Source organism: Butyrivibrio hungatei NK4A153 (genome assembly GCF_000424465.1).
In the GTDB taxonomy this organism is placed as follows: Bacteria; Bacillota; Clostridia; order Lachnospirales; family Lachnospiraceae; genus Butyrivibrio; species Butyrivibrio hungatei_A.
Window position 1 is genome coordinate 15,385 of the sequence record NZ_KE384199.1, and the last position, 25,001, is coordinate 40,385.

Consider the following 25,001-nt stretch of genomic DNA (forward strand, 5'->3'; position numbering starts at 1 on the left):
TATGATCAGAAAAAAACTAATCAAATCATTATCACTTGCCCTGGCAACGATGCTTGCAATCATGACGGTTGCCTGTGGTGCAAAAAAAGATAGCGTTTCAGATGCGGCGAATGCAGGAGTATCAACTACTGCCGAGGAAGACAAACTTTCTGACAGTCTTACAAAGAGCATCGGATCTTCTGACGATGCCGGAAAAGTTGAGACGGTATATGTGAGTGCAGATGCAAGCGGCGCCGCAAACGATATTATCGTAAGTGAGTGGCTCAAAAACGCAGGTGCTACGGCTGAACTTGCTGATAAGACTGAACTTAAGGACATTGTGAATGTCAAAGGCGATGAGACGTTCAAGGATAACGGCGACGGAACTTTGACATGGGAGGCCAAGGGCTCTGATATTTACTATCAGGGAGTTACGGACAAAAAACTTCCCGTCAATATGAAGATTACTTATGCTCTTGACGGAAAAGAAGTAAAGCCCGAAGAACTTGCGGGAAAGAGCGGTAAGGTCACGATTCGTTTCGAGTATGAGAATACCGACAAGCAGACTGTAGATGTGGATGGAAAAGAGGTTGAGGTATTCACTCCTTTTGTAATGATGTCAGGAATGATCCTCGATGGCGACAAGTTCTCAAATGTTGATATCTCAAACGGAAAGGTCATTTCGGACGGCGGAAACTACATCGTTATGGGAGTTGCGGTTCCGGGATTAAAAGACAGCCTTGATATATCAGAAGATAAGTGGGATGAGCTTGATGATGAGGATCTTGAGAAAAAACTTAGTAACAGTTTCGAGATAACGGCTGATACAACAGACTTTGAACTTGGTATGACTATGACAATGGCAAGTTCTGACGTTCTTTCAGATTTTGGTATGTCAGATCTTTCTAATTCAGACAAGATCGATGACCTCAAGGATGACATGAATAAGTTAAACGACGGTTCGAATGATCTTGTTGACGGTTCCAAGGAACTTAAGAAAGGAACGGGCAAGCTCAGAGACGGAGTGTCGGATCTTTATGACGGAACAAAGGAGTTTAAGGACGGAACGGCGGAATTAAAAGACGGCACAGGAAAACTTAGTGACGGAAGCAAGGAGTTCTACGACGGACTTGTTAAATATACAAACGGTGCGCATGATCTTAGAAACGGAACGGCTGCTTTGGAAGAAGGCCTGAAATCTGCAAAAGATGGTTCATCTGCTCTCAGACAGGGAATGGAAGATGCAAATCTTGTTGATAATGCCAAGGCTCTTGCACAGGGAACTGAAGCGGTTAACGGCGGTGTAAAGCAGCTGGCTCAGATGGCTTCTTCTCTTTCAAGCCTTATGGCAGCTTCATCACAGCTTTCTTCAATAAAGAATGCTTATTCCGTTACGCAGGCTTATCTTATCGGAAGCAGAACCGATGCGACGGCAGCTGCTATCGCATGCCAGACCCTCGGCGTTGATAAGGCAAAGCTTGATGCAATTATAAATGTTGGAAAGACAGCTCTTTCACAGGTTAGTACAGGTAGCGTACCAAATGAGCCTCACGACGCTGCGCTTGTTATGACAGTAGGTGGCGGTGAACTTACGGAGCCTGATGATGCGTCAAGGCAGGCATCTACTCCTGAACCTGCACAAACAGGAGATGATTCCGATAATAATTTAAGCGGTGGAGAGCCTTCTACAGGTACCACGGGTGAAAATGGTTCCGGTTCGGGAACGGACAATCCGGATGGAGGAAGCCCGGCAACTACCGGAAATGGATCAGGGGCGACTGCTTCAGGTGCGCCTGCAACAGGAGGTTCCTCGGAAGGAACCGGCAATAACGGAGTGACGGGTACAGGAAATCAAGGTGGAAGTACAGCTTCTACTTCAGAAAATGCAGGAAATCCTGCTGCAAGCACAGGCGGCTCAGGAAATCAGAGTGGAGCAAATCAGGTTTCCGGTAACGGAAGTACAGCGGGAGCAACTCAGGGAGAAGTTCAACCTGTAAATGGTAATCCGACAGGGGGAGCAGATGCAGGAGGTGCAAACGGTCAGAATAATGAAAGCATATCTGATCAGCTTCGAAGCAACAAGATGGCAGTAAGGCAGGGGCAGGGAATTAATTCTGCAATTTTGCTGGGAGGTGGAAATCCGAATCAGAACCAGAATTCTGAGAAGACATATACTCAGGCAGAACTTGATCAGAAAATTTCAGAAGCACTTCAGGCAAAAGATGCAGAACTGACCGCTACAAAAGCTGCTTTAGAGACTGCAATGGGTGCAATAAACACTGCAAAGCAGCAGACACCTATGATAGCCGCATATGCAGGATATCTTGCTCAGACTCAGGCAGTTCTTACATTTATAGAAAAAGCGCATCTTGATACGCTTATAAATCTTGACCCTGCAACTCTTCAGAAGATTGCTCAGCTTGATGCTCTTGTTGCGGGTGCGGATCAGGTTGCAAACGGAAATGCACAGCTGGCAGCAGGCATAGAGAAACTCTATGGCGGAACAGTTCAGCTCGATCAGGGACTTGGCAAGCTTAAGGACGGTTCTACAGAGCTTAGAAAAGGCGCTGATACATTGACGGATAATAATGCAACAATAGTTGACGGTGCATTCAAGCTTTACGACGGCGCTTGCAAGCTTGATGAAGGAGCAGGAAAGCTGGACGACGGAGCAGGAGAGCTCTACGACGGAGTAGGCAAATTGTACGACGGAACAGGCGAGCTTGATGACGGTGTTCAGGAGCTTGTTGACGGAGTTATTAAGTTTGATAAAGAAGGTATCAAGAAGATCTACGAAGCATTCGACGGCGATCTTTCTGATTTCTCCGACAGACTTTCAGCTATTGAGAAAGCCGGCGAGAACTACAGCACTTTCGGCGGCGCATCCGATGATACCGACAGCAGCGTGAAGTTCATCATCAAGACAGACGGTATCAAATCCGAGAATGCGTGATGTATACTTGATACATCGAGTATTCTTGTGTGAATATTTAGGCATTTATAACATGAAATTTATTGAGTATGACCCTGCGGAGCAAAAATGCTCTGTAGGGTCATGTTTTTTATGCTTGTTTAGGCAGTGTTTTACTGAAAGGCATGACTCTATAAGCAGAAAATGAGCTGTAGGGTCATATAAATAAGCTCTCCAAGGGAATGTATTTGCTAAAAGGCATGACTCTACAGGCAAAAATGCACCATAGAGTCAATGCCAGAGCTACAAATCCATGACTCCAAAGAAGGAATCTGCCGCCAGAGTCAATGAAAGTGCCGCAAATCTCTGATCGCAACCGAAGAACTTGCCAATGGAGTCAAGAATCAAATTCCACACACAGATTTCAGCAAAAGCATGATATTTGCCCTATAAAAACAGAACACAGAAAAAACATGATTTCATAATATATACGTCAATTATTTTGTGTATTGTATATATACGATACACAAAATAATTGACTGAAATGTGGAGGGAATTATGAAAAAATGTAAATCAACAGCCATTTTGATGGCTTCAGCTATGATGCTTTCACTTGTAGGATGCAGCGGATCTAGTGATGCGGCTTCTTCAGGAAGCAGCGCTATGGAATTGACTGAGGCTGAACTTAGACAGGCAGCAAGAGAGGCAATGATTGCTTCTGAGGCGGCAGAAGCTTCATCAAGCGAGGATGCATCAGCGGCTTCATCATCAATAGATGCGGCTACGGCAGCTTCTTCCGATGTAGCAACAACAGCAACTTCAACCGAAGTAGCAGCTACAACATTGAATTCATCTGAGACATTAACAACTACAGGTACAGCAACTGCGACAACCACAAATGGCACAACTACTACCGGCGTAGCAACGGCAACAACCCCTGACGCAGCTACTACAGGTTCATCTGCACCTACTGTTTCAACTACAGATTCAAACACAACTGCAACTACCGAAGCGGCAAATGCGATTCCTGCTAAGCTTGCAGATCATGAGTTTGTATATAACGGAAAAGTACACTCTGTTTTGAACAGCACAAATACTATAATGTCTAATCTCGGACAGTATCAGAGCAGAAACACATCTTGTCCTGAACAGCCTTTTTATTCCTATGATGGAGGAAACATTATTTTTATAACAGGTATCAAAGATGGAAACGAACTTCCTGTTGATATCGCAGTTTATAAAAAAGGTATACTTACAGCACGTGGTGTCGGTGTAGGCTCAACATTGGCCGAAATAAACAATGCGTATAACGGATGCAATAAGAGTTCTTTTAGCTTGAATAAAGATTATGGTATATCAGTAAAGTTTGATGCATATACTTTATGTTTTTATTTCAATACCAAGAACGATACAGTAGTAAGCTATTCATATGATAATAACGATACTTTGTCAAAGATGTACCCTGTTAAGTCAAATATCGCGGATTCTACAAAGAATATAGTTGCGACCGGAAAAGCTCAGGCTACTACATCAAGCTCAAATGCAACAACTGCTACAAATACAACAACATCAAACACAAATGCCAATGCAACACCTGCTGCAAACAACACAGCACCTGCGCAGACAACTAATAACGCAGCTCCTGCACCTGCAGCAACTACAACTCAGAATAGCAGCAGCGTTTCTGAGGCTGAGATCATGTATAACGGCAAGAAACTTTCTATCCTTGACGGAGCGTCAACACTTATGGCTAACCTCGGTCAGTGTGAAAAGAAAGATACATCAACAGCTGATGAACCAAGATATGTTTATGATTCAAATAACATAAACTTATACACATTTGTTAATAACGGCGAAGAGTTAACTTACGATCTTTGCATCTATAAGCAGGGCGCAAAGACATCTCGCAATGTCGGAGTTGGTGATTCAAAAGATAGTATTATAGCTGCTTATGGTAGTCCTGCAGAGACATATAGTTTTTATCAGGGATATGGCTTCAAGTATAAGTTTGATACATTCACTTTATACTTTAATTTCGACACAAATACCGATAAGGTATATAATATTGCATACGGCAATAATGATACGATAAGAAAGAGACATGCCGCTCATCCTAATTATATTGGGGATTAAAGGATAACAGGGTTTTATGAAAAGAGATTTTGGAAAGAGAGGAAAGGAACTATGAAAATTAAAAGAGCATTGTTGATACTTACAACCGCGCTTGTTGTTACAGGATGTACACCGTCTTTAGAGGGCATTACTGAGGCTTTAGGCGGAAAAGAAGAAGCGTCTTCTGAGAAAATTACTGTTGAAGACGAGCCTTTGGTTGAGGAAACTACTGAGGAAGCAACAGATGCAGAATCTTCTACTGATGAAACAGCAGAGGCAGAAGGCGAGCTTGTATCTGATGAGGAACTTAGCACATTTACAAATATGTTTATTGATGTGAATAGCGATTGTTTTGGTTTCCTTTGGCCTGAATACAGCAGCCCTGAAGAAATCAAGTGGGATCAGGCTATAGGCTGTTATACTCCGGGACTTACAGCAGAAGATCTGACTGATGAAGAAAAGAAGGAGTTTTATGGCTTTACTGATATAGAAGGCGAGCTAGTAGATTCGGTGGTAAGAAAAAAGGATCTTACTAAGTATATCAAAGATCATACCGGACTTGATGTTACCATTGATGCGAAAGATGTTCCTTCATGGACATACAATGAGAAATACGATGCATTCCTTATAGGTGAAAACCCGTGGGGACAGGATACACCTTTAGTTGAAGGTAAATTTGTGTCAGGAACTAAGTCAGGTGACACCTATACACTCAAATTCCAGCCCGGTAATGAAATGTTTGATGAATCTTGTAAGCAGCCTGAAAGAACCATCACATTTACTAAGTCCGGTGACAAACTTGTATTCAAGTCAAACAAACTTGGAAAGTAATAAGAAAACGCTTATTTAATTAAGATTTTCTGATATGGAGAAAAATGCGCAGCTCATCTTATATTTATAAGGTGAGCTGTTTTTTAACAGGCTGAACACATTTGATCTGTATAATAAAAGACACAGAGATTCCTAATACAAAAGAAAACGGAGAGAAAAGCAAAATGAAAAGAAGAACTACATTGTTGATACTCGCAACTGCTTTTGTTATATCCGCATGTACACCGATTCCATTGGAAGGCACTACTGAGACTTCAGGTGAAAAAGAAGAATCGGCATCTGAGGAAGTTACTGCTTCAGATGAATTTGCGTCTGATGAAACTACTGAGGAAACAACGGAAGCTTCAACTGATGAAACTGCTGAGGCAGAATCTTCTACTGATGAAATTACAGAGGTAGAAGGCGAGCCTGTATCTGATGAGGAACTTAGCGATTTTACAAAGAGGTTTACTGCGACCTGTAGCGATTGTTTTGGCTTCCTTGGACCTGAATACAGTAGCCCTGAAGAAATCAAATGGGATCGGGTTATAGCTTACCGAGTTGAGGGTCTTACTGAAGATGAAGACAAACTTCCAGATGAAGAAAAGATAGAATTTTACGGTTCTACAGAGTTGGATCTTATTGTGGATACTGTGGTAAGAATGGATAAGCTCATTAAATATGCCAAAGATCATACCGGACTTGATATTAACATTGACCCGAAAGATTATCCTTTTTGGACATATAATGAGAAATATGATTCAATCCTTATAGGTTGTAATCCGTGGGGAGATGATTCGCCTTTATATGACGGTAAATTTGTGTCAGGAACTAAGTCAGGTGACACTTATACACTCAAATATCAGCCTAACAATGAAAACTGGGATGAAAAGTATAAGCAGCCTGAAAGAATCATCACATTCACTAAGTCCGGAGACAACCTAGTATTCAAGTCAAACAAATTCGGAAAGAAATAAGAATATGTGGATAAAAAATATACTTCCGTCATTGTTATGTCTTTTAACAGTGGCGGAATGTTTCGGTATAAATACAAAACAGGTTAAGGCGACGGAAGCTGAATCACACGCAGCCATATATGACAGGCTGCTTAAAAACGAAGAAAAAGTCCTTATAGATTGCAGCGGCGACGCGGAAGAGCTCTTTTCTTTTAAGAGGTATGCAGGGCAAGAACTCGTTTTGTCAGAGGTTATCAATAACATCGTTAATTGCTACTATACTGTGGATGAGTCAGCCGTAAGCCTCGGGGAAGTTGAATATGCATATCTTGACTGTGGGAAAGATGGCAACGATGAAATAGCTTTGAGAGTGGGCGTCCGGGGAGATTTTGAGCGGGAAATATATGTGATCATTGAGGAAATAGGCGGAAAGCTTAAAACGGTATATTCCAATTTGGAATATTTTGAAAAGAAAATATGCATTAATGAGTATGGATATATTGAAAGCAAGGATAGCCCTTACTGTGAGAGTGTATGTAAGGAATATGTGGACGGGATGGGAAACTACCACTATATTGCCACTGAGAAGACAGATAGCGACAGGTTTCCGTACGGAAATTTGATCAGAAGGTCTGCAGAAAGAGAGAATGAGCAGGATTATTTTTCTTTTGCAAAAACTGAGATTTATCCTGACAGATATGTTTTTGACAGCGCGGACTTAAACAATACTAAGAGTAATGAAATGGATGATATTTGTTGCGGAAATCTGGTCGGACATATTAATTTTCCTAAATATTTAAAGAGCTCACCTTATGTTTTCAACGCTTCGGAAGATGCGGCTAATCATACTATCTTCAAAGACAGTCGCGGAATAATTGAGTATACGGAATCACTTGGACTTAAGTTATACAGCCGTAAGGACTACGTGAAGATATTGGAGGCAAAAGAGAAGGAAAGCGGTCTTACAGATGAAATCAAGAACGGGCATTTATTGAATTGGAACAAGTTTGATTGCAGTTCTTTTTCTATGAATATCAGATCGATATCGGAAGATGGAGATTATTTGGCATATGATGCATTGATTAGCCGCTTAAAGAAAAACATAGAAGATGACAATTATAACGGACTAACACCGGAGCTGACGGGGCTTTCATACGTTTTGAGTTGGGAACTTGCTGACGATGATGTTACGGTTGGATATTTCATAAAAGATATAGATGGTGATGGAATTGACGAATTGTTTTTTGGAAGTTGCAGAAACGACGACAATGAGTATTATTCATCTCCGTTTGACTGTGTTATTTATGATATGTTTGCTATCAGAGGTGGCAAACTTACCCATGTTTTTTCCGGCGCGGAAAGAAGTCGCTATTATCTGTGTGAGAACGGTGCGATAGCAAATGAGGGTGCAAGTTCTGCATCTGAAACAGTATGGTCTTTTTACAAGTATCATGAAGGAGAATTGGAACTGATAGAAGGGCTTTATACGCGCCTTGACAGTGAGCTTGTGACGCACATGTATTACAACGACGGTTCAAAGGAATCTGAAGTGGATGATTCAGTCGTGGGAATGTACTCTTTTGATTCTCCTGATTTTGCTAAGTACAAGTATCAAAAGATTGATTATATACCTATTATTGAGAAAGAGAAGTAGACAAGATGAGATTAGGCAAAATAGTTCCGATGGCGTTATTTCTTTTGACCATGACAGCGTGCTCCGGAGAAAAAGCACAACAGACCATGGATTCAGAGGAGACGGTCGCAAACGACACAGAGGCAGCAGAGGAAAAAGAACACGCAGACATATATAAGAGATTTCTTGGAAACGAAGAAAAAGTCCTTATAGATTGCAGCGGTGATGTAGGAAAAGTCTTTTCTTTAAAAAATGCGGAAGGCAAGGAGCTGACATTATCGGAAGTTGTTAGGGCTGTCCGCGATTCTTGCAATGCTGTTGACGATTTTTATGTGACACTTGAAGGGACTGAATATGCATATGTCGATTGCGGAAAAGATGGCAATGAGGAACTTGCGCTTGATGTGAATATGATGGGGACAACATGGTTTAAAGAGTGCTTGGTAATTAAGGAAATTGACGGACATTTAAAGACGGTATACGGAAATAATATTAAATGCAATCCTGATTATGACGGGCAATTTAATGTTAATGAGTATGGGTATATCGAAAGCTCTGATGATTTTTTACACGAAGAAAGAAGGGATTACATTGACGCTTCAGGAAATAATCATTATATTTCTTCGGATTTAATGGTTGGCACAGAGGAATACCCTTTTGTTTATAATGGTGAAACGTTGGACATCAGAGAAAAAAAGGATGAGCCTAAAACGGATGATTCGGATAATAAATATGGATATTTACCAAAGGGGAAAATTCATGCCGATGGATATAAGATTTATTGGGCCGATCTGAATGATACTCCGGATAATAAGGCTGATGACATATATTGTGGTACTATGACCGGACATTGTTTCACACATTATTATGTTAAGAGCCTGAAGTGGAGTAAACATGATGCTTCTGCAGATATTGGCAGTTCGAATGCGTTTGAGGAAGCGCGCCGTTTCAGAGAGTTTTTTGACCAAAAAGGACTTAAGTTGTGCACTGTTGACGAGTTTAATGGATTGATAGCGGCAAAAGAAAAGGAAGCGGGGCTAACGGAGGAAATCAAGAACGGGGAGTGTGTAAGTTGGACTAAACTTGATAATACAGAGTTTTTTGATGAAAAACCGCAGGAAACAACGGATGTCGATTATGGCGTATACGATGATTTTATTTGTAGACTAAAGACAGAGATTTCAGAGGAATCTTGGGATTCCCTTTATGACTATGTTGAGAAACATGGGCTTTCAGATGAATTGTATTCTTACATAAACGATGATTATGGTATTACGGCGGGATATCTGCAAACCGATATTGACGGCGACGGAGTTGATGAGTTGATTCTGGGAACCACGAGCCAGGATACTACGGAAAGTGGTGAGTCTTGGTACTATAATAATGACGAGATTTATGATTTGTTCACTATTCGGGATGGAAAACTGCTGCATGTCATTGAAGGTTGGTGTAGAAATCGTTATTACATATGCGGTGACGGAGTAATAGCGAATATAGGTTCAGGCGGTGCAGCCACTGGAGACCTGATGTTCTACAGATACAACAAAGGAGAAATGGAACTCATAGAAGGTGTTTACTGGGACAACGGTACTAGAACTTACTATAAAGATGGACAGGAGGTTTACACAGTAAACTATCCGGAAGATGATTTCTATTCTTTTGAAGATGATAGCATTGCTTCTAAATATGAAGAATCTTTGGATAGCTACAGGTATCATAAGCTTAAAATTATACCTTTTGTGGAGAAAGAAAAGTAGAAGGTGAGGAGGGACAACATGGATAAGTGGAAGCAGTTAGACAGAGAGTATATTATTGACAATCGCTGGGTAAAACTGGCAAAAGATAAGGTGCAATTACCAAACGGAATGTGCCTCGATGATTTCTATGTGTTCGAGAAAAAGAGCGTTTCACTGATAGTTGCGGTTGATGAGGAAAACAGGGTTCTCATAAAGAGTGAGTATCGCTATCCTGTAGATGAAGTGTTATATGAACTTCCGGGCGGAGTGATAGAAGATGGTGACGGTGCTCTTGATGCGGCAAAAAGAGAATTGCTCGAAGAGACCGGATATTCCTCAGATGACTGGACAAAACTATTGTCAGGATATGACTATCCAACTAAAGACACTAATGTTGTAAATATCTTTTTGGCAAGAAATATCAAGAAAACAGGCGAGCAGAACCTTGAGGTTTCTGAAGATATTGAATTCAAGTTTATTCCGCTAAAAGAAGCAGTTGATATGTGTATGTCAAACAAGATTAAAGTAAACGGCACAATCGCAGGACTGATGCTGGCAGAAAAGATAATTGGCATTATGTAATGAGCGGTATTCCTTAGAACCACATAGCTATGGTATTATATACAAGAGTCAAAAATTGGGGTAACAAAAACATGGTGGAGGTTACAAAATGAAAAAATTCAAAGGCTATATGCATGGAATTAACCTTGGGGGATGGCTTTCACAGTGCAATCACACTAAGGAAAGATATGATAATTTCATTACGGAAGATGATTTTAAGGTAATAAAGTCATGGGGACTCGATCACATCAGAATTCCCGTTGACTATGAACTTGTTGAGGATGAAGCCGGAAACTATATAGAGGACGGTTTCGCATATATACAAAGAGCCATCGAAACTTGCAAGAAGCTTGGACTTAACGTGGTTCTTGATCTTCATAAGACATTTGGTTACAGCTTTGATGACGGTGAGAATGAATCAGGCTTTTTTGACAATGTAAAATATCAGGACAGATTCTATAAGCTCTGGGAGCAATTTGCGCAGAGATTTGGTAAGAACGCAGATATGCTTGCTTTTGAGCTTCTTAACGAAGTTACCAAAAAAGAGTATTGCGAAAAATGGAACGATATTTCCTACGAGTGCATCAGAAGAATAAGAAAAATCGCACCGAAGGTAAAAATCCTTGTAGGCGGATATTACAACAACAGTATCGAGGCGCTCAAAGACCTTGCGGCTCCTTATGATGAGAATATTGTTTATAATTTTCATTGCTACGAGCCACTTATTTTTACACATCAGGGTGCGCACTGGATTGAGAAAATGAATGACGATTTCAGGATGCCTTATGATTCAACATATGGCACATATATTGAGAATAACGACAGAGAGCTTGATCACATAACAGGTGATATGTCATCATATGACAAGCAGGAGCTGATAAGTGCGAAGTTCTTTGATGATTATCTTGCAGAGGCCGTTAAGATCGCGGAAGAAAGAAATGTTCAGCTCTACTGCGGAGAGTACGGAGTCATTGACAAAGCAACTCCCGAGGATGCTCTTAAATGGTACAAAGACATCTGCAGCTGCTTTGATAAGTACGGAATCGGACGCGCGGCATGGAGCTACAAAGAGATGGATTTTGGAATTTCCGATGAGCGCATGAAAGGCGTTGTTGATAAGCTTATCAAACTGCTTTAATAATTTTGAGATTTAGGGGCAAAAAAGAAATTTTTTGTCCCCTTTATTTTATATGATATATGGAGTTGATATTTAAGTGAGAGCATGTGAAGATAACAAAATATAATAAATAATAACAAAAGATAAAAAATATAGTATAATAATAACAAAAGATAAAATACGAAGTACAAGGATAAAAGTGGAGGAAAGATGGAAAAGCGAGTTGATCCGTTTACCAGAACACCGGGGATTGCAGGAGCGGCTTATATTGATACATGTATAGCTGATGAGATCATCAATAGTTTTACAAGCGAGGAGTCCTCGAAATATGTTTATAAGATAACCGGTATAAGGGGATCCGGCAAATCGGTAGAATACGGGAATGTTATACGTGCGCTTAAAGCTGATAAGAAGTGGCTGGTATATCCTCTTTCTGCTGCAGGAGATGCTGTTAAGACTCTTATATCCAAACTCAGTATGGAGAGCTTTATAGATTCTTATTCTGATGAAGCGATGCTTACTAAGATGGTAGCAGAAGCAAATAAGAAAAAATATAATGTTTTGGTTGGAGTAGATGATATTTCCAAGACGCCGGAAATGATCAGACTTTTATCGATGATAGGTTCGATGATACTTGAAGGAATGCATATTTATTTGCTGGTAACAGGTTTGGCTGAAAATATTGAGGAGTTTTCATCAGAAAAAAACCTTACTTTTTTCAAGAGAGCAGATGAACTTGAGATAAAGGGATTAAACAAATATGATATTACGGCCATGTATCAGAAACTGTTGAAAATAGATGCTGTGGAAGCAAAAAAAATCGAAGAGGAAACCAAAGGATATGCTTATGCATATCAGGTACTTGGGTCTCTTTATTTCGGTAAACAGAAGAATGAGACACTAAACGATATCATTCCCGAATTTGAAAGGATAATGTTTAGAGATTCATATGATCTGGTTTGGAAATCTTTGAGTAACGGTGAAAAAGAAGTTGTCAGATGCATATGTAAGACCAAAGACGGTAAAGCTGAAGATATTAAAAAACTTATGGCGAATGCAGCTTCGTATTCGGTTTATAGGAGCAGATTGATAAACAAACATCTTGTCAGCGACGAAATAAGAGGATATATGAAGCTCAGACTTCCGCATTTTGACAAGTTTGTAGAGATTTGGGGAGAAGATTAAATACATCTGCACACCGGCGCGAAGGAAGCAGGCGCGAGCTTAGCTGATATTGAAGATGATAGGCTCGATGGTATCTGAGGGAATGGTAAGCGAAAAGGAAATAATGACAGACAAGGAATTTATTGATAAATACGGACAAAAACTTAATAATGAGCAGATTGCAGCTATAAGAGCGGTTGAGGGCTTCGTTCTGCTTCTTGCAGTTCCGGGAAGCGGCAAGACAACGGTCCTTATAAATCGTCTCGGATATATGCTCTATGTAAAAGGAATACGACCTGAAAATATACTCACTCTTACCTATACCGTTGCCGCAACAAAGGATATGGCAAGACGATTTGAATCTGTATTTGGAAGAGCTTCCTCTAATTTACTTGAATTTAGGACAATTAACGGAATCTGCTACGAGATAATAAGAGAATATGGAAGACGTATCGGCAAAAAGCCTTTTGATCTTATAACGGACGATAAGTTATCCGGAAAAATTCTTACTGACATATATACCGAAGTAATGGAAGAGTATCCTACAGAAAGCGATATAAAGAACGTTCGCACTCTTATAACATATTGTAAGAACATGCTTCTTACGGAAGAAGAGATAAAAAAGCGCGGAGAAGACGAAGGACTAGACCTCTTTAAAATATACGATCGTTACAATGCAGAATTAAAAGCAAGAAGTTTGATGGATTATGACGATCAGATGATCTATGCCTATAGAATGCTCAAAAGTTCTTCGGAGATGCTTTCTTTTTTCAAGAATAGATACAAATACATATGTGTAGATGAAGCACAGGATACTTCAAAAAGCCAGCATATGATAATTTCACTTCTTGCCGGAGAAAACGGTAATCTTTTCATGGTGGGAGATGAAGACCAGAGTATTTACGGTTTTAGAGCCGCATACCCCGATGCACTTCTTAATTTTGAAAAAGACCATAGAGGTGCAAGAGTTCTCGTAATGAATAAAAACTACAGATCAAATGCCAAGATTGTTGAGACGGCAGATCTTTTTATACAAAAGAACTTTAACCGCCACAATAAGCATATGTGCGCAGAAAGAGAAGCTTCTTCAGAAATAAACTACGTAACATTAAAGAGCAGAGAATCGCAATATAAATATCTTTTTGAAATGGCAGAGGTAAGTGATTCCGGGCTTGCGATTCTCTACAGGGATAACGAAAGTATTATTCCGCTTATTGATCTTCTCGAGAGAGAAGATTTTTCTTATAGAATAAAAAGCACTGATATGTCTTTTTTCTCAAACAGAGTAGTGGTTGATATTGCCAATATACTGAAATTTGCGTTAAATCCGTCGGATCCTGCGCTTTTTATGAATATCTACTTCAAGTTCCAAACATATCTTCGCAAACCTGATGCAGAGAAAATGATCTATATAGCAGACAGAAAGCACATCGGTATTCTGGATGCCGCAGAGAGTATTGATCTAAACGGGAGAGTCCTCGGGAATGTAAGGTCTCTCAGAACACATTTCAGAAACATGGCTTTGGAGCCTCCGGTCAAAGCGCTTAATCGTATTGATAAATATATGGGATATGGTGATTATCTGAAAGATAACAACATTGCCACAAATAAGCTCTTTATATTAAAGATGCTGGCAAAAAAAGAAAAGACCATTCCCGGTTTCCTTGAAAGGCTCGACCTGCTTCGCAAGATATTGACGGAAAAGAGAGAAGACTATACGGCAAAACTTATTCTTTCGACCATCCACTCAAGCAAGGGGCTTGAATATGATAATGTTGTTCTGATGGACGTGATAAATGGCGTATTTCCCGTAAAGATGATCAAGAACTTTAAGAGCGCAACACCACAAGAGAAGCGCGATTACGAAGAGGAGCGCCGAATTTTTTATGTGGGCATCACCAGGGCAAAAGATAATCTGACAATACTTAAATACGATGATGCACCATCTGTATTTACAGGCGAGCTTTCACCCAAGAAAAAGAAGGATATAGCAAAAACGCATGCAAATGCGAAAAAGGTGGAAAACGTTTTGTTAAAACCGACTCCGCTTCTAAAAAAGAAATCTGTTCCAGTTACAGCCGGTGTAAATGTTCCGGACAATCTTATCATCGGAGAACGGATAATTCAGACAAAATACGGAGAAGGCATTATAACAGATGTTTCTTGGGATGACGATGAAGTGCCGACCAAGTTCACCGTAAAATTCGATAATGGAATAGAAAGGAAATTTGTATATCCCTTTGCATTTACTACCGGGATGAGGATAAAACAATGAGGACCGCACTTGATTATAGAACAACAGGTGTTATGAAAATTCTGTGAATCCTGCGCCCATCTGCTTTACAGCAGTAATGCGATAATGTACAACTATTTTTGGACGTGGAAAACATTGGGGAATAATGACAAAAGATATTAAAACAAGATATAAATATTGGGAAAGAGTCTGATGGTTATGGGAATTTACTATCGCAAGAAAGGCTAAAAAATGAAAAGAAAAATATTTCCGTTACTCTTACTCACTGTTTTTACATTATGTTTATCATCTTGCCATGACAAAACGACAGATACAGAGGCAGCGACAGAGCAGGACAGTTCTGCAAAGAATGAAGAAACCGGAACGGGTGGTGATACCAAGCAGGAATCTGAGCAGAAAGATTGTTTATTATATTATGAGACCGGTGATAATTCTGTAGGATCTATGTATCTTATAGATGAAAACGGAAATAAAAAAAGATATTTATCCGATACTGTGCAGGAGGTGCTTGAAAAGAACAATTTGGCTTCTGCCGTAAAGGATGGATTGCAAGCCCAATATCTTTATATAAATGAAATAGTATATGTTAGATTTTATGGTGGCTTGGATGATAACGATAATAGAGTTGGTTTATATGCAATTGATCCTGATAATGGTAGATTGGTGAAAGTCACTGATAACGGGGAGATTGATTATATCGATTATTACAACGGCAAGCTGTATGTCGGTTTTTATGGGAATGAAAAAAATACGGAGAGTGTTTTTACTGTTTCGGATGATTTTTCTTTTATTCAGGGAGAATCTGAGTATGTTGAGGCATTAAAAAAAATTGGTGAATACTATATTGAAAAAACACCATACAAAGAATCAGATGGCTATCACATTGCAAAAGCAGGTTTTTCTCCGGCGAGAGCATTTGACGAGGCCGGGTATGTTATGGCTACAAGATACGGCCAGACGGGTGAATATGAATATATTAAAATACTGCCGGATGGAACTGCTGAAGCAATTGAATGTTTATCCGATGGATTAAGAGAGGTACTTTATTATGATAAAGATATAGTTTATTGTACCGGCACTTACAGTAGTGATACAGAGGTTTATTCTGTTGATATAAGTACAGGCAATTCTAAGCTTATTTTGGATGATATTGGGATCGGATATAGGCAGGTTGCAGATAATAAGTTGTTACATTCAGATCGTAAAGGCGAAAATCTTTATGTATTCGATTTAAAAAAAGAAGAAGATAAACAGTTATATCCTTTAAAAAATAAAGCAGGGGTTTCGATATATGATTCATTTCGATGCCAGATTATAAATGGTAAAGTGTTTGTCTGTGATCTTAAGGATGCAGAGCTTAAGTGGTTCAGACTGGGTGGGTATGATGATAATAAATCCGGATATATAGTTGATGATATTGATTGTCCCATTGAAGTTGTCGGCGCATATAAATATGGCACGGTAACAAAGTTTGAGTCGGAGATGAATTGCCCATCTTGCGGAGCGGTGATTCTGAATCATTCTTATGATCTCTTTCAATTGAATGAGGAGTATTCCAAACATGCATCAGTCATCAATGAAAAGCTTAAAGAAAAAAAGGACGACTTTATAAACACTTTTTCGGAAGATGAGCTTGATTGTGTTGTGCATTGGGATGGTGAATGTATTGATGAAAAACTATATTATTTGGGGGGCGAGTCAGAAGAATCATTATACGATGTCGACATAGTTAATTCACGATTCCTTGTGCTTAATATGAACTACTGGTGGTACGGTGGAGGACCTCATGGACTTACGCATGATGATATTTATGTGTTTGATCTTTCAACAGGTGAGGAACTAAGTTTGAAAAACTTTTATTCCGGCACAGAGTCTGAATTTAAAGATTTGATTGCCGGAAAAATCAAAGAAGATTATTGCAAATGTCCCGGAATATTTGAAATGAATTCAGAAGAAGATGCTTATAACTGGGCATATGGTGCAGCTTATATTGATTCTACAAGTATATATTATTATGGCGATCATATAACTTACTGTTTCAATCAATATGAATTGGGAAGCTATGCAGCCGGCATATATGAAGTGAGTGTATCTTATGAAGAATTAAACGGACATGCGGAACTTACCAGAATGAAATAGCATAAAATATATTACTTGAAAAGGACAAACAATGAGATTACGAATAATACTTCCGCTTTCTATACTTATACTTGCAACTGCATGTGAATCCCAAAATAAAAAACTGATCGAAATGGAATCCGAGCTTGTTCAAAATCAGGGCAATGCTAAGATCAGCGTTTATAATGATGATTATATGGATCATGGCAAGAAAAAGAATTATACCTACATTGATATAATCAAAGACAATGAAGTCAAAGCAACCATAAATACATATCGCCATCTGGATAAAGTTACCGATATGGATTGTTTTGACTTTAATGATGACGGAATAAAAGACATTGCAGTTATAGGTGTTTCGGATTCTGAAAACATGGTTTTAATATATGAGGCTACGTCTGAATATCAGTATGAGGTATTTTCCGGATGGAATAGTGTGGGAGCGGCTATTAATGAGTCGTTAGATGATGATTTTTCTATGGTCACATTAAAGAATATATTGTCGAAAGGCGCATCTTATTCGACAGAGATCAACGCGGAAAGAGCGGAAAGGGCGATAAGTGCGGCGCAAGAAGTTACGTATAGTGATTACAAGGCGGCATATATTGGTTTTCTTAAGGTTATTGATGAGTGCGGAGTTGATGAATATGGTTGTTCGGGAGGAGCATATTCAATATATGACATTGACAAAGATTCGACACCTGAATTAATTGTACACTATGGAGGCTGCGAAGCTGATTATCATGTATGGGTATATACATATACTGATAACAAAGTTAAGTGCATTGATGAGATATACACCGGTCACAGTGAGTTCTATGCATATCCAAGCGGCAATGGAATACTGCAATATTGGGCTCATATGGGAGGTGAAGAATTTACCCTTTTTTCTTTAAATAATAATGAGCTAACAGCAAAAGAATTATATTCCGGAAGTACTGAGTATGAAGATCCGGAAACCGGAGAATATGATATAAATTTCACACCTGTAAGGAATGTAGTGCCTGATGCATATTTTCTTACATCATTTGCGCCTGATAATGTAATTCCGATAGAAAAATATGAGATTATCTCAGCATATGTGCCATCTCAAGACAATTCGAATTATACCTTTCCGAATAATAATCCTGATTTTTACTCGGAAATCATTGAAAAAGACAGTATTCTGAATGCAGTATCCAGGTACAGAACCGATCCGATTTACAGAGATATTCATTTTAGTGACTTTTTGAGAAAAATAGGACATTCTCCATCGGAAATACAGGATATAACATATGCAGATCTTAATTCGGATAATGTGTATGAATGTATTTTTTATGTTCTGAAAAAAGATAGTGAAGATTCTATTCGTATAATTCTGAGTAAGCAGGGAGAAAAAATTTATGCATATTATGATTCATCTTACATGGCAAGCACCGGGTGGGGGGATGCTGAAAAAACCGATATTACAGAAGATGGATTCTTTATAGAAGAGCCTAATGAACATTTTTTCCAAAATCGAGTGATGTATGATAAAGAAAAATGGTTCTACTATTCCGCGCCTTATTGATCTGTAGCCATGAATAAGAGGTCGACATGAAGAAGAAAAACATAACAGCCATTGGCATAGCATTGATGATTTTAATAATAACCGCAGGATGTGGTTCAAATAAGAATTCAGACAACGAGTCCGGCGTGACCGACGAAGCAGCAATAGTTTTAAGCAATGAGGAGAGTACCGCAAACACTGAAGATGCTGCTTCGGAAGAATCTTCGGTCACCCCAAGAATATATGAGAAGCATATTGCAGATTATAATTCGTACGATGAACTTATTGAAGATATAAAGAACTTCCTGGATGTAATGGGAGAATCGGATACAGATACTTTTTTTGATCGGGCGGAGCAGTATGAATGGTTTACATTTTGCATGTGGCAGGATTTAAACAACGATAGTTTTGGATATTTACAAGTGGATATTGATGGGGACGGAGTAGACGAATTACTTTTGGGAACTGCCGGCTCGGAAGAAAATCCAAATGATGCGTATATTGACAATATGTACACCATTAGAGACGGAAAAGTTGATCCTGTATTTGAAAGCTATTCAGAAAGAGAGTGCTATGAATTATGCGAAGATGGTGTAGTTAAATATGATTTTAACTTTCCTCCTATGCCTTATGGTGTTGAATATTATAGGTGCAAGGCCGGAAACTTGGATCTTATTGAAGGTATACATTATGAATTCGAATGGTCTGATGACGTGTTTCAGAATCATTTCTACTATTATGACAGCTCTTTGCAGAATCGTGAATTGACTGAAAAAGAGTATGATGAGATGAACGAAGAGCTTGAGCATAAATATAACAGACCAAAGTTTCAACTTCATCCTTTCAAGGATTAACCATGGTATTACAGAAATAAAGACTATAGCTATCAAATAATAACGCATGATATGAAAATTTTGTGAATCCTGCCTGTATTCGCTTTACAGCGGCATTATGATAATGTACAACTTTTTTATATATCATAATTCAGGAGGATATTTTTTCTATATGCATCGTAAGATTGAGTGGGATGTTGTTATTACAGCAGCGCTTATAGGAGTTATAAGCATCATTGTACATTGGTTTATGGGAAAAGATAAATCAATAAAACTAACCGGGAACAGTACTTTCTATACAAGTGTTGGCATTGGAATAATTGTCATGATCGCGGTGTATATGATAGGCCATAATCTGATAGCAAAGCGGGCAAAAGAGATTGCGGTAGGCATAATACTGATTCTGGTATTTCTTAGGTTTCAACCTGAAAATATGTATCTCGGATTTGGCTCCGTGAAAGTTTTGACTGCAGCGGTTATGTGTCTCTATGTTCCGGTTTACGGAGCGGTTTTGCATAAATACAGGCACGGCGGGATTTTGGAGCTTTTAAAGGCGATACTTTGGATGATCGTTCCCATTTTGATCATACATAAAAGCACACGTGTGATGACGGAGATTGTGCTTTTGTCGGCTATGATCATGCAGCTTTTGTATTGTATCAAGAAAAGATGGTTTAAGATAAATTTTCTTTTGTCTCTGGCAGCACTTGCGGTTATCGTGTTTGCTGCATCGGTATTTGTCGATAAGACCGGAGTGATCGCTAGATGGGGACATAAAACAATGAGCAATGTCTTTTCACTGGACGAATCAACGGTTCAATCTTTCTTTGATGTGAATCTTGTCGGCAGTTCGGGAAAAGAGAATTTGAAATTTTTGCCAAAGCCCGACTTGGATTATCTGCTTGCATATCAGGCAAATCGATATGGACTTTTACCGGCAATCGGCATTGCACTTCTGGTTATAGCTGTTATCGCATTTGGCTACAAGTCGGTCTTTAGGTGTAAAAACGATCTCAGTTTCCTGATGGGAACAGGGTGTCTTAACGTCCTTTTGGAAAATACAGTGATCAATATATTTGAAAATACCGGAACGATACCATACACTGATACGTTCTTGCCGTTCTTTTCATCACAAACGAGTTATATTGTGATGGCTTATATCTTTGTGGGAATAATACTCAGTGTTTGCAAAGGTAAAGGCACAAGGGACAGGTTCTTTAGATATGCTGTAAGGAACTTGATGCGCTACTGAATGATTTAAGTTTAAGGAGCAAGAAGAGATGATGAATAAGAGACGTATTTTTTATCTAATAACTGCACTGGTGATATCTTCTGTGGTAGGCTGCGGAAAGAACGATACAAACGAAGAGTCGGAAGCCGGAAGTTCAAATTCAAATTCAGAAGTTTCGGTAGAAGCTTCGATTGATTCGTCGGATTCCGAGAAAGCAACAGGCGCAGAGAGTGAGACTGCACCTGTTATTGCAGACGACGATTTTTCGAATCTGTACAGCGAAGCAAAAGAATGTCCCAACGCCGAGAACTTTGAAGGAAAGTGGTACACAGGGACACATTCGTCTGTCAGTGGCGATATGACGATAACAGATCAGAATGAAAAAGGGTTCCATTTTGCGGGAATTTTCAGCTACTATCTAAATTCAGGTGAAGCTGAGGGCGACGCGGTTTTTGTAAAAGATAACGTTGCTGTCTACAAATATCCCGAAGAGGAAGATGAGTATTTAGGTTTCGTTATGGACGGTGATACTTTGCATGTCGTTCAAAAAGGCATACTTGGCATGGGCATGAACGTATCGGCGCAGGGAGAATACTCGCAAAAAGAACCTGAATATGTAAATGCTGATATCATCAACAAAGCTTACACCGAGTCTCAATTATCGGAGATAAAAAAGATGATCGGCGACGATGAAGTGTACGATGATTACTTTAAGTTTGGAACTGAGATAGGAGCGGTTGATTATAAGGATACCGAAACCAAGACAGGCGAGAAGTGCAGAGTTGTGGATTGCATTGTTCCTACTTATGGCGTGGAATATAAGGCTGTGATTACGGATAGCGGAAAGATATATCTTAGTCTCAATGTAGGTGGCGAAGGCGATAAATTATATACAAATGATTCCGAATATACAGAAAAAACTGTGCCTGAAACAGTGGAGGAGTGACGGTAGGTTAAGGAAATAGCGGAAATATGGGTTTGTAAATAACTCTTTGAAAAACTGCTTGAAAATTTCACTCTACGCTGCTTGAAAATGAAGAACACAGATAGAAGGAGTGTGTTTGAAGTGATTTATCTGTGAAAAATTGAAAAAATAGCAAAAAAACACAGATAGAAAAGTATGTATGGAGCGATTTATCTGTGAAAATGTAAAATGACAAGTGTTATGAGGCGAAAAAACACAGATAGAAAAAGTGTGTATGAGGCAATTTATCTGTGAACATGAAAAACAGCTGTTTAGAAGTAAAAATATCACAGATAAAAAGCTGGATTCTTTTCCTTGATTTTTTGGTGGTAAAAGTGTACGCTATATGTGTTCATACAACTGGCGGATAAGTGGGTAACCACATGGGAGTATGGAAATAAATTATGAATGTCGACCGCCTGGGCAACCGCTTTTGTGGATGCTCAGGCGGTTTTTTTTAGTAATCACTAGGTTCGGTATTTTCGAACCGTAGTGTACTACTTAGTTCCGGCGAGCGAATGCGAGAGCGGAACTTCCTTTAAGTAATCACTAGGTTCGGTATTTTCGAACCGTAGTGTACTACTTAGTTCCGGCGAGCGAATGCGAGAGCGGAACTTCCTTGTTACAAGCGAGTTCAGTGATATATACGGAGGAAAAGAAATGGTAGATTTGAAGCAGGAAATTTCACGCACAACATACCCGGGAAGAGGTATTGTTATCGGTCTTACAGCTGACGGCAAGAAGGCAGCATGTGCTTACTTCATCATGGGAAGAAGTGAGAATAGCAGAAACAGAGTATTTGTTGAAGACGGAGAGGGAATCCGTACACAGGCATTCGATCCTTCCAAGATGGAAGATCCAAGCCTTATCATTTATGCACCTGTACGTGTTCTTGGTAACTCAACTATTGTTACAAACGGTGATCAGACTGATACAGTATATGACCTTATGAAAGAGGGTAAGACTTTTGAGCAGGCTCTTCGCACAAGAGAATTTGAGCCCGATGCACCCAACTACACACCTCGTATTTCAGGTATCATGAACGTTGAAAACGGCAAGTACGACTTTTCAATGTCTATCTTAAAGAGCAACAACGGTGATCCTTCATCATGTCAGAGATTTACATATTCATATGAGAATCCCAAGGCAGGAGAGGGCTTTTTTATCCATACATATATGAAGGACGCAAATCCCCTTCCAAGTTACGAAGGAGAACCTACACTTGTAAACATCGAGGGTGACATCGATACTTTTACAAACAATGTATGGAATGCGCTTAACGAAGATAATAAGGTATCTCTTTTCACAAGATTCATCGACATTGAGACAGGTAAGTACGAGACAAGGATCATCAACAAAAACAAGTGATATAATATCGCAAGTTTTATTTGTAACGCGCATGATTGCACGTTTTTAGAAGGAACACGGTAATTCGGATATCATATAACAGGAGAATCAATATGAACGAAATCGAACTTAAATACGGATGTAACCCCAATCAGAAGCCTTCAAGGGTTTATATGGAAAACGGAAAAGATCTTCCCATCGAAGTACTTAACGGAAGACCGGGATATATCAATCTTCTTGATGCTTTGAACGGATGGCAGCTTGTTTCTGAGCTTAAGAAAGCTACAGGACTTCCTGCGGCAACTTCTTTCAAGCACGTTTCACCTGCAGGTGCCGCTGTAGGAACACCTCTTTCAGATATTGAAAAGAAAATCTATTGGGTAGAGGATCTTGGCGAGCTTTCACCTCTTGCAAACGCTTATGCAAGAGCTCGCGGAGCTGACAGAATGTCATCTTTCGGAGATTTCATCTCTCTTTCTGATGTGTGCGACAAGGACACAGCAATGCTTGTAAAAAGAGAAGTTTCAGACGGAATCATTGCTCCAGGCTACACAGATGAGGCACTTGAGATCCTTAAGGCTAAAAAGGGCGGAAACTACGCTGTTATCAAGATTGACGAGAACTATGTTCCCGATGCGATTGAGAAGAAGCAGGTGTTCGGCGTAACTTTCGAGCAGGGACACAACTTTATCGAGATCGGTGAGGACATGCTCACAAATATCGTTACAGATAACAAAGAGCTTCCCGAGTCTGCTAAGATTGATCTTATCATCGCACTTATCACACTTAAATATACACAGTCCAATTCAGTTTGCTACGTAAAGGGCGGACAGGCTATCGGGATCGGAGCAGGACAGCAGTCAAGAATCCATTGCACAAGACTTGCAGGTTCTAAGGCTGACAACTGGTTCCTTCGTCAGGCACCTCAGGTTCTTAACCTTCCTTTCCTTGATAACATCAAGAGACCTGACAGAGACAACGCAATCGACCTTTACATCGGTGCAGATTACATGGATGTTCTTGCAGACGGCAAGTGGCAGAACATCTTTAAAGAGAAGCCCGAAGTATTCACAGAGGCTGAAAAGAGAGCTTGGCTTGACAAGAACACTGACGTAGCACTTGGCTCAGATGCGTTCTTCCCCTTCGGAGATAACATCGAGAGAGCGTTCAAGAGCGGTGTTAAGTATGTTGCACAGCCCGGCGGATCTGTTCGTGATGACAACGTTATCGAAGCAGCAAACAGCCATGACATGGTAATGGCATTCACAGGACTCAGACTTTTCCATCATTGATGACTTCCCCCGCGGATTGCGTTTTCCGCGGGGGATTTTTTATAGCGGACGACCTGTATGGCCATTTTTTACAGCCGCACCGCCGGTATCTGCTTGGAAATGCTTGTGTACGGCTGCGCAGTGATTTTCATGATTTCATAAAGTCCGAAAATGTCTCCTTTTGACGTTGCTCAGAGAAGTCGACATTTTCAGGCTTTATTCAATCTGAAAGTCATCTTGCTCGTCCGAGAACTGCGCATTTCAAGCAGATACCGGCGGTGTGGCTGTAAAAAAATGGCCATACAGGTCTGTGCGGTTATAGAATAAATAGTGCCTGCGTAACTTTTACGTGAGTTGCTTTGATTTTTCACAGGGACTCACGTAAAAACTTCTGATTATGTGTAGAAGCTGTACGGTGCGAAAACTGGAATATGCACCACACAGAATCATTGCGTAGAAGCTGTACGGTGCGAAAA

Annotated in this window: 17 protein-coding genes and 1 riboswitch; all 17 genes read left to right on the forward strand. The window is 39.8% G+C overall.

The genetic code is table 11. From position 1 onward, the window contains the following. Window position 1 precedes the first annotated feature (1 nt). The 17 genes from G628_RS0115475 to G628_RS0115555 all read left to right on the forward strand — a co-directional run bounded on the left by G628_RS0115475 (window position 2) and on the right by G628_RS0115555 (window position 24,546). Complete coding sequence (locus G628_RS0115475; RefSeq protein WP_027209525.1) at window positions 2-2,932, forward strand: hypothetical protein; 2,931 nt, start codon at window positions 2-4, stop codon at window positions 2,930-2,932. 516 nt (window positions 2,933-3,448) lie between these two features. After that, entirely contained in the window at window positions 3,449-5,023 is a 1,575-nt protein-coding gene (locus tag G628_RS0115480) for a hypothetical protein (protein WP_026654047.1), read from the forward strand. A gap of 51 nt (window positions 5,024-5,074) precedes the next feature. Continuing rightward, on the forward strand, window positions 5,075-5,833 hold the full coding sequence (locus G628_RS0115485) for a hypothetical protein (protein WP_026667788.1): 759 nt from the start codon (window positions 5,075-5,077) through the stop codon (window positions 5,831-5,833). A 164-nt stretch (window positions 5,834-5,997) separates the two neighbouring features. Then, window positions 5,998-6,789 (forward strand): hypothetical protein, encoded by a 792-nt coding sequence (locus G628_RS0115490; RefSeq protein WP_074463294.1) that lies wholly within the window; start codon window positions 5,998-6,000, stop codon window positions 6,787-6,789. Window positions 6,790-6,793: 4 nt separating this feature from the next. Next, window positions 6,794-8,422, forward strand: a complete 1,629-nt coding sequence (locus G628_RS0115495) for a hypothetical protein (RefSeq protein ID WP_027209526.1) — start codon at window positions 6,794-6,796, stop codon at window positions 8,420-8,422. Between the two features lie 5 nt (window positions 8,423-8,427). Beyond that, a complete protein-coding gene (locus tag G628_RS0115500; protein WP_027209527.1) occupies window positions 8,428-10,158 on the forward strand; it encodes a hypothetical protein in 1,731 nt (576 codons plus the stop codon). An 18-nt stretch (window positions 10,159-10,176) separates the two neighbouring features. Further along, window positions 10,177-10,719 carry an NUDIX hydrolase gene (locus G628_RS0115505; protein ID WP_034501091.1) on the forward strand — a complete coding sequence of 181 codons (543 nt, stop codon included), beginning with the start codon at window positions 10,177-10,179 and terminating at the stop codon, window positions 10,717-10,719. 88 nt (window positions 10,720-10,807) lie between these two features. After that, window positions 10,808-11,836: a glycoside hydrolase family 5 protein gene (locus G628_RS0115510; RefSeq protein ID WP_026667792.1), complete on the forward strand. Its 1,029-nt coding sequence runs from the start codon at window positions 10,808-10,810 to the stop codon at window positions 11,834-11,836. A gap of 189 nt (window positions 11,837-12,025) precedes the next feature. Beyond that, complete coding sequence (locus tag G628_RS0115515) at window positions 12,026-13,000, forward strand: hypothetical protein (RefSeq protein WP_027209529.1); 975 nt, start codon at window positions 12,026-12,028, stop codon at window positions 12,998-13,000. Window positions 13,001-13,055: 55 nt separating this feature from the next. Next, a complete protein-coding gene (locus G628_RS17730) occupies window positions 13,056-15,254 on the forward strand; it encodes an ATP-dependent helicase (protein WP_242827249.1) in 2,199 nt (732 codons plus the stop codon). A 210-nt stretch (window positions 15,255-15,464) separates the two neighbouring features. Beyond that, entirely contained in the window at window positions 15,465-17,372 is a 1,908-nt protein-coding gene (locus tag G628_RS0115525; protein WP_026667794.1) for an RsiV family protein, read from the forward strand. A 31-nt stretch (window positions 17,373-17,403) separates the two neighbouring features. Then, window positions 17,404-18,900 (forward strand): hypothetical protein, encoded by a 1,497-nt coding sequence (locus G628_RS0115530; RefSeq protein WP_027209530.1) that lies wholly within the window; start codon window positions 17,404-17,406, stop codon window positions 18,898-18,900. 26 nt (window positions 18,901-18,926) lie between these two features. After that, complete coding sequence (locus G628_RS0115535) at window positions 18,927-19,733, forward strand: hypothetical protein (protein WP_027209531.1); 807 nt, start codon at window positions 18,927-18,929, stop codon at window positions 19,731-19,733. A 151-nt stretch (window positions 19,734-19,884) separates the two neighbouring features. Continuing rightward, complete coding sequence (locus G628_RS0115540) at window positions 19,885-20,964, forward strand: FtsW/RodA/SpoVE family cell cycle protein (RefSeq protein WP_027209532.1); 1,080 nt, start codon at window positions 19,885-19,887, stop codon at window positions 20,962-20,964. A 28-nt stretch (window positions 20,965-20,992) separates the two neighbouring features. Continuing rightward, window positions 20,993-21,889 carry a hypothetical protein gene (locus G628_RS0115545; RefSeq protein WP_027209533.1) on the forward strand — a complete coding sequence of 299 codons (897 nt, stop codon included), beginning with the start codon at window positions 20,993-20,995 and terminating at the stop codon, window positions 21,887-21,889. Between the two features lie 364 nt (window positions 21,890-22,253). Beyond that, window positions 22,254-22,339, forward strand: a riboswitch (ZMP/ZTP riboswitch). 228 nt (window positions 22,340-22,567) lie between these two features. Continuing rightward, window positions 22,568-23,275 carry an IMP cyclohydrolase gene (locus tag G628_RS0115550; RefSeq protein WP_034461873.1) on the forward strand — a complete coding sequence of 236 codons (708 nt, stop codon included), beginning with the start codon at window positions 22,568-22,570 and terminating at the stop codon, window positions 23,273-23,275. 92 nt (window positions 23,276-23,367) lie between these two features. Further along, window positions 23,368-24,546: a phosphoribosylaminoimidazolecarboxamide formyltransferase gene (locus tag G628_RS0115555; RefSeq protein ID WP_026654067.1), complete on the forward strand. Its 1,179-nt coding sequence runs from the start codon at window positions 23,368-23,370 to the stop codon at window positions 24,544-24,546. The last annotated feature ends 455 nt before the right edge of the window (window positions 24,547-25,001 follow it).

Coding starts and splice junctions, on each gene's coding strand:
- G628_RS0115555 (WP_026654067.1), top strand. CDS start 23,368: ATGAACGAAATCGAACTTAAATACGGATGTAACCCCAATCAGAAGCCT.
- G628_RS0115535 (WP_027209531.1), top strand. CDS start 18,927: ATGAAGAAGAAAAACATAACAGCCATTGGCATAGCATTGATGATTTTA.
- G628_RS0115480 (WP_026654047.1), top strand. CDS start 3,449: ATGAAAAAATGTAAATCAACAGCCATTTTGATGGCTTCAGCTATGATG.
- G628_RS0115530 (WP_027209530.1), top strand. CDS start 17,404: ATGAGATTACGAATAATACTTCCGCTTTCTATACTTATACTTGCAACT.
- G628_RS17730 (WP_242827249.1), top strand. CDS start 13,056: ATGATAGGCTCGATGGTATCTGAGGGAATGGTAAGCGAAAAGGAAATA.
- G628_RS0115545 (WP_027209533.1), top strand. CDS start 20,993: ATGATGAATAAGAGACGTATTTTTTATCTAATAACTGCACTGGTGATA.
- G628_RS0115485 (WP_026667788.1), top strand. CDS start 5,075: ATGAAAATTAAAAGAGCATTGTTGATACTTACAACCGCGCTTGTTGTT.
- G628_RS0115510 (WP_026667792.1), top strand. CDS start 10,808: ATGAAAAAATTCAAAGGCTATATGCATGGAATTAACCTTGGGGGATGG.
- G628_RS0115525 (WP_026667794.1), top strand. CDS start 15,465: ATGAAAAGAAAAATATTTCCGTTACTCTTACTCACTGTTTTTACATTA.
- G628_RS0115540 (WP_027209532.1), top strand. CDS start 19,885: ATGCATCGTAAGATTGAGTGGGATGTTGTTATTACAGCAGCGCTTATA.
- G628_RS0115500 (WP_027209527.1), top strand. CDS start 8,428: ATGAGATTAGGCAAAATAGTTCCGATGGCGTTATTTCTTTTGACCATG.
- G628_RS0115515 (WP_027209529.1), top strand. CDS start 12,026: ATGGAAAAGCGAGTTGATCCGTTTACCAGAACACCGGGGATTGCAGGA.
- G628_RS0115490 (WP_074463294.1), top strand. CDS start 5,998: ATGAAAAGAAGAACTACATTGTTGATACTCGCAACTGCTTTTGTTATA.
- G628_RS0115495 (WP_027209526.1), top strand. CDS start 6,794: ATGTGGATAAAAAATATACTTCCGTCATTGTTATGTCTTTTAACAGTG.
- G628_RS0115505 (WP_034501091.1), top strand. CDS start 10,177: ATGGATAAGTGGAAGCAGTTAGACAGAGAGTATATTATTGACAATCGC.
- G628_RS0115475 (WP_027209525.1), top strand. CDS start 2: ATGATCAGAAAAAAACTAATCAAATCATTATCACTTGCCCTGGCAACG.
- G628_RS0115550 (WP_034461873.1), top strand. CDS start 22,568: ATGGTAGATTTGAAGCAGGAAATTTCACGCACAACATACCCGGGAAGA.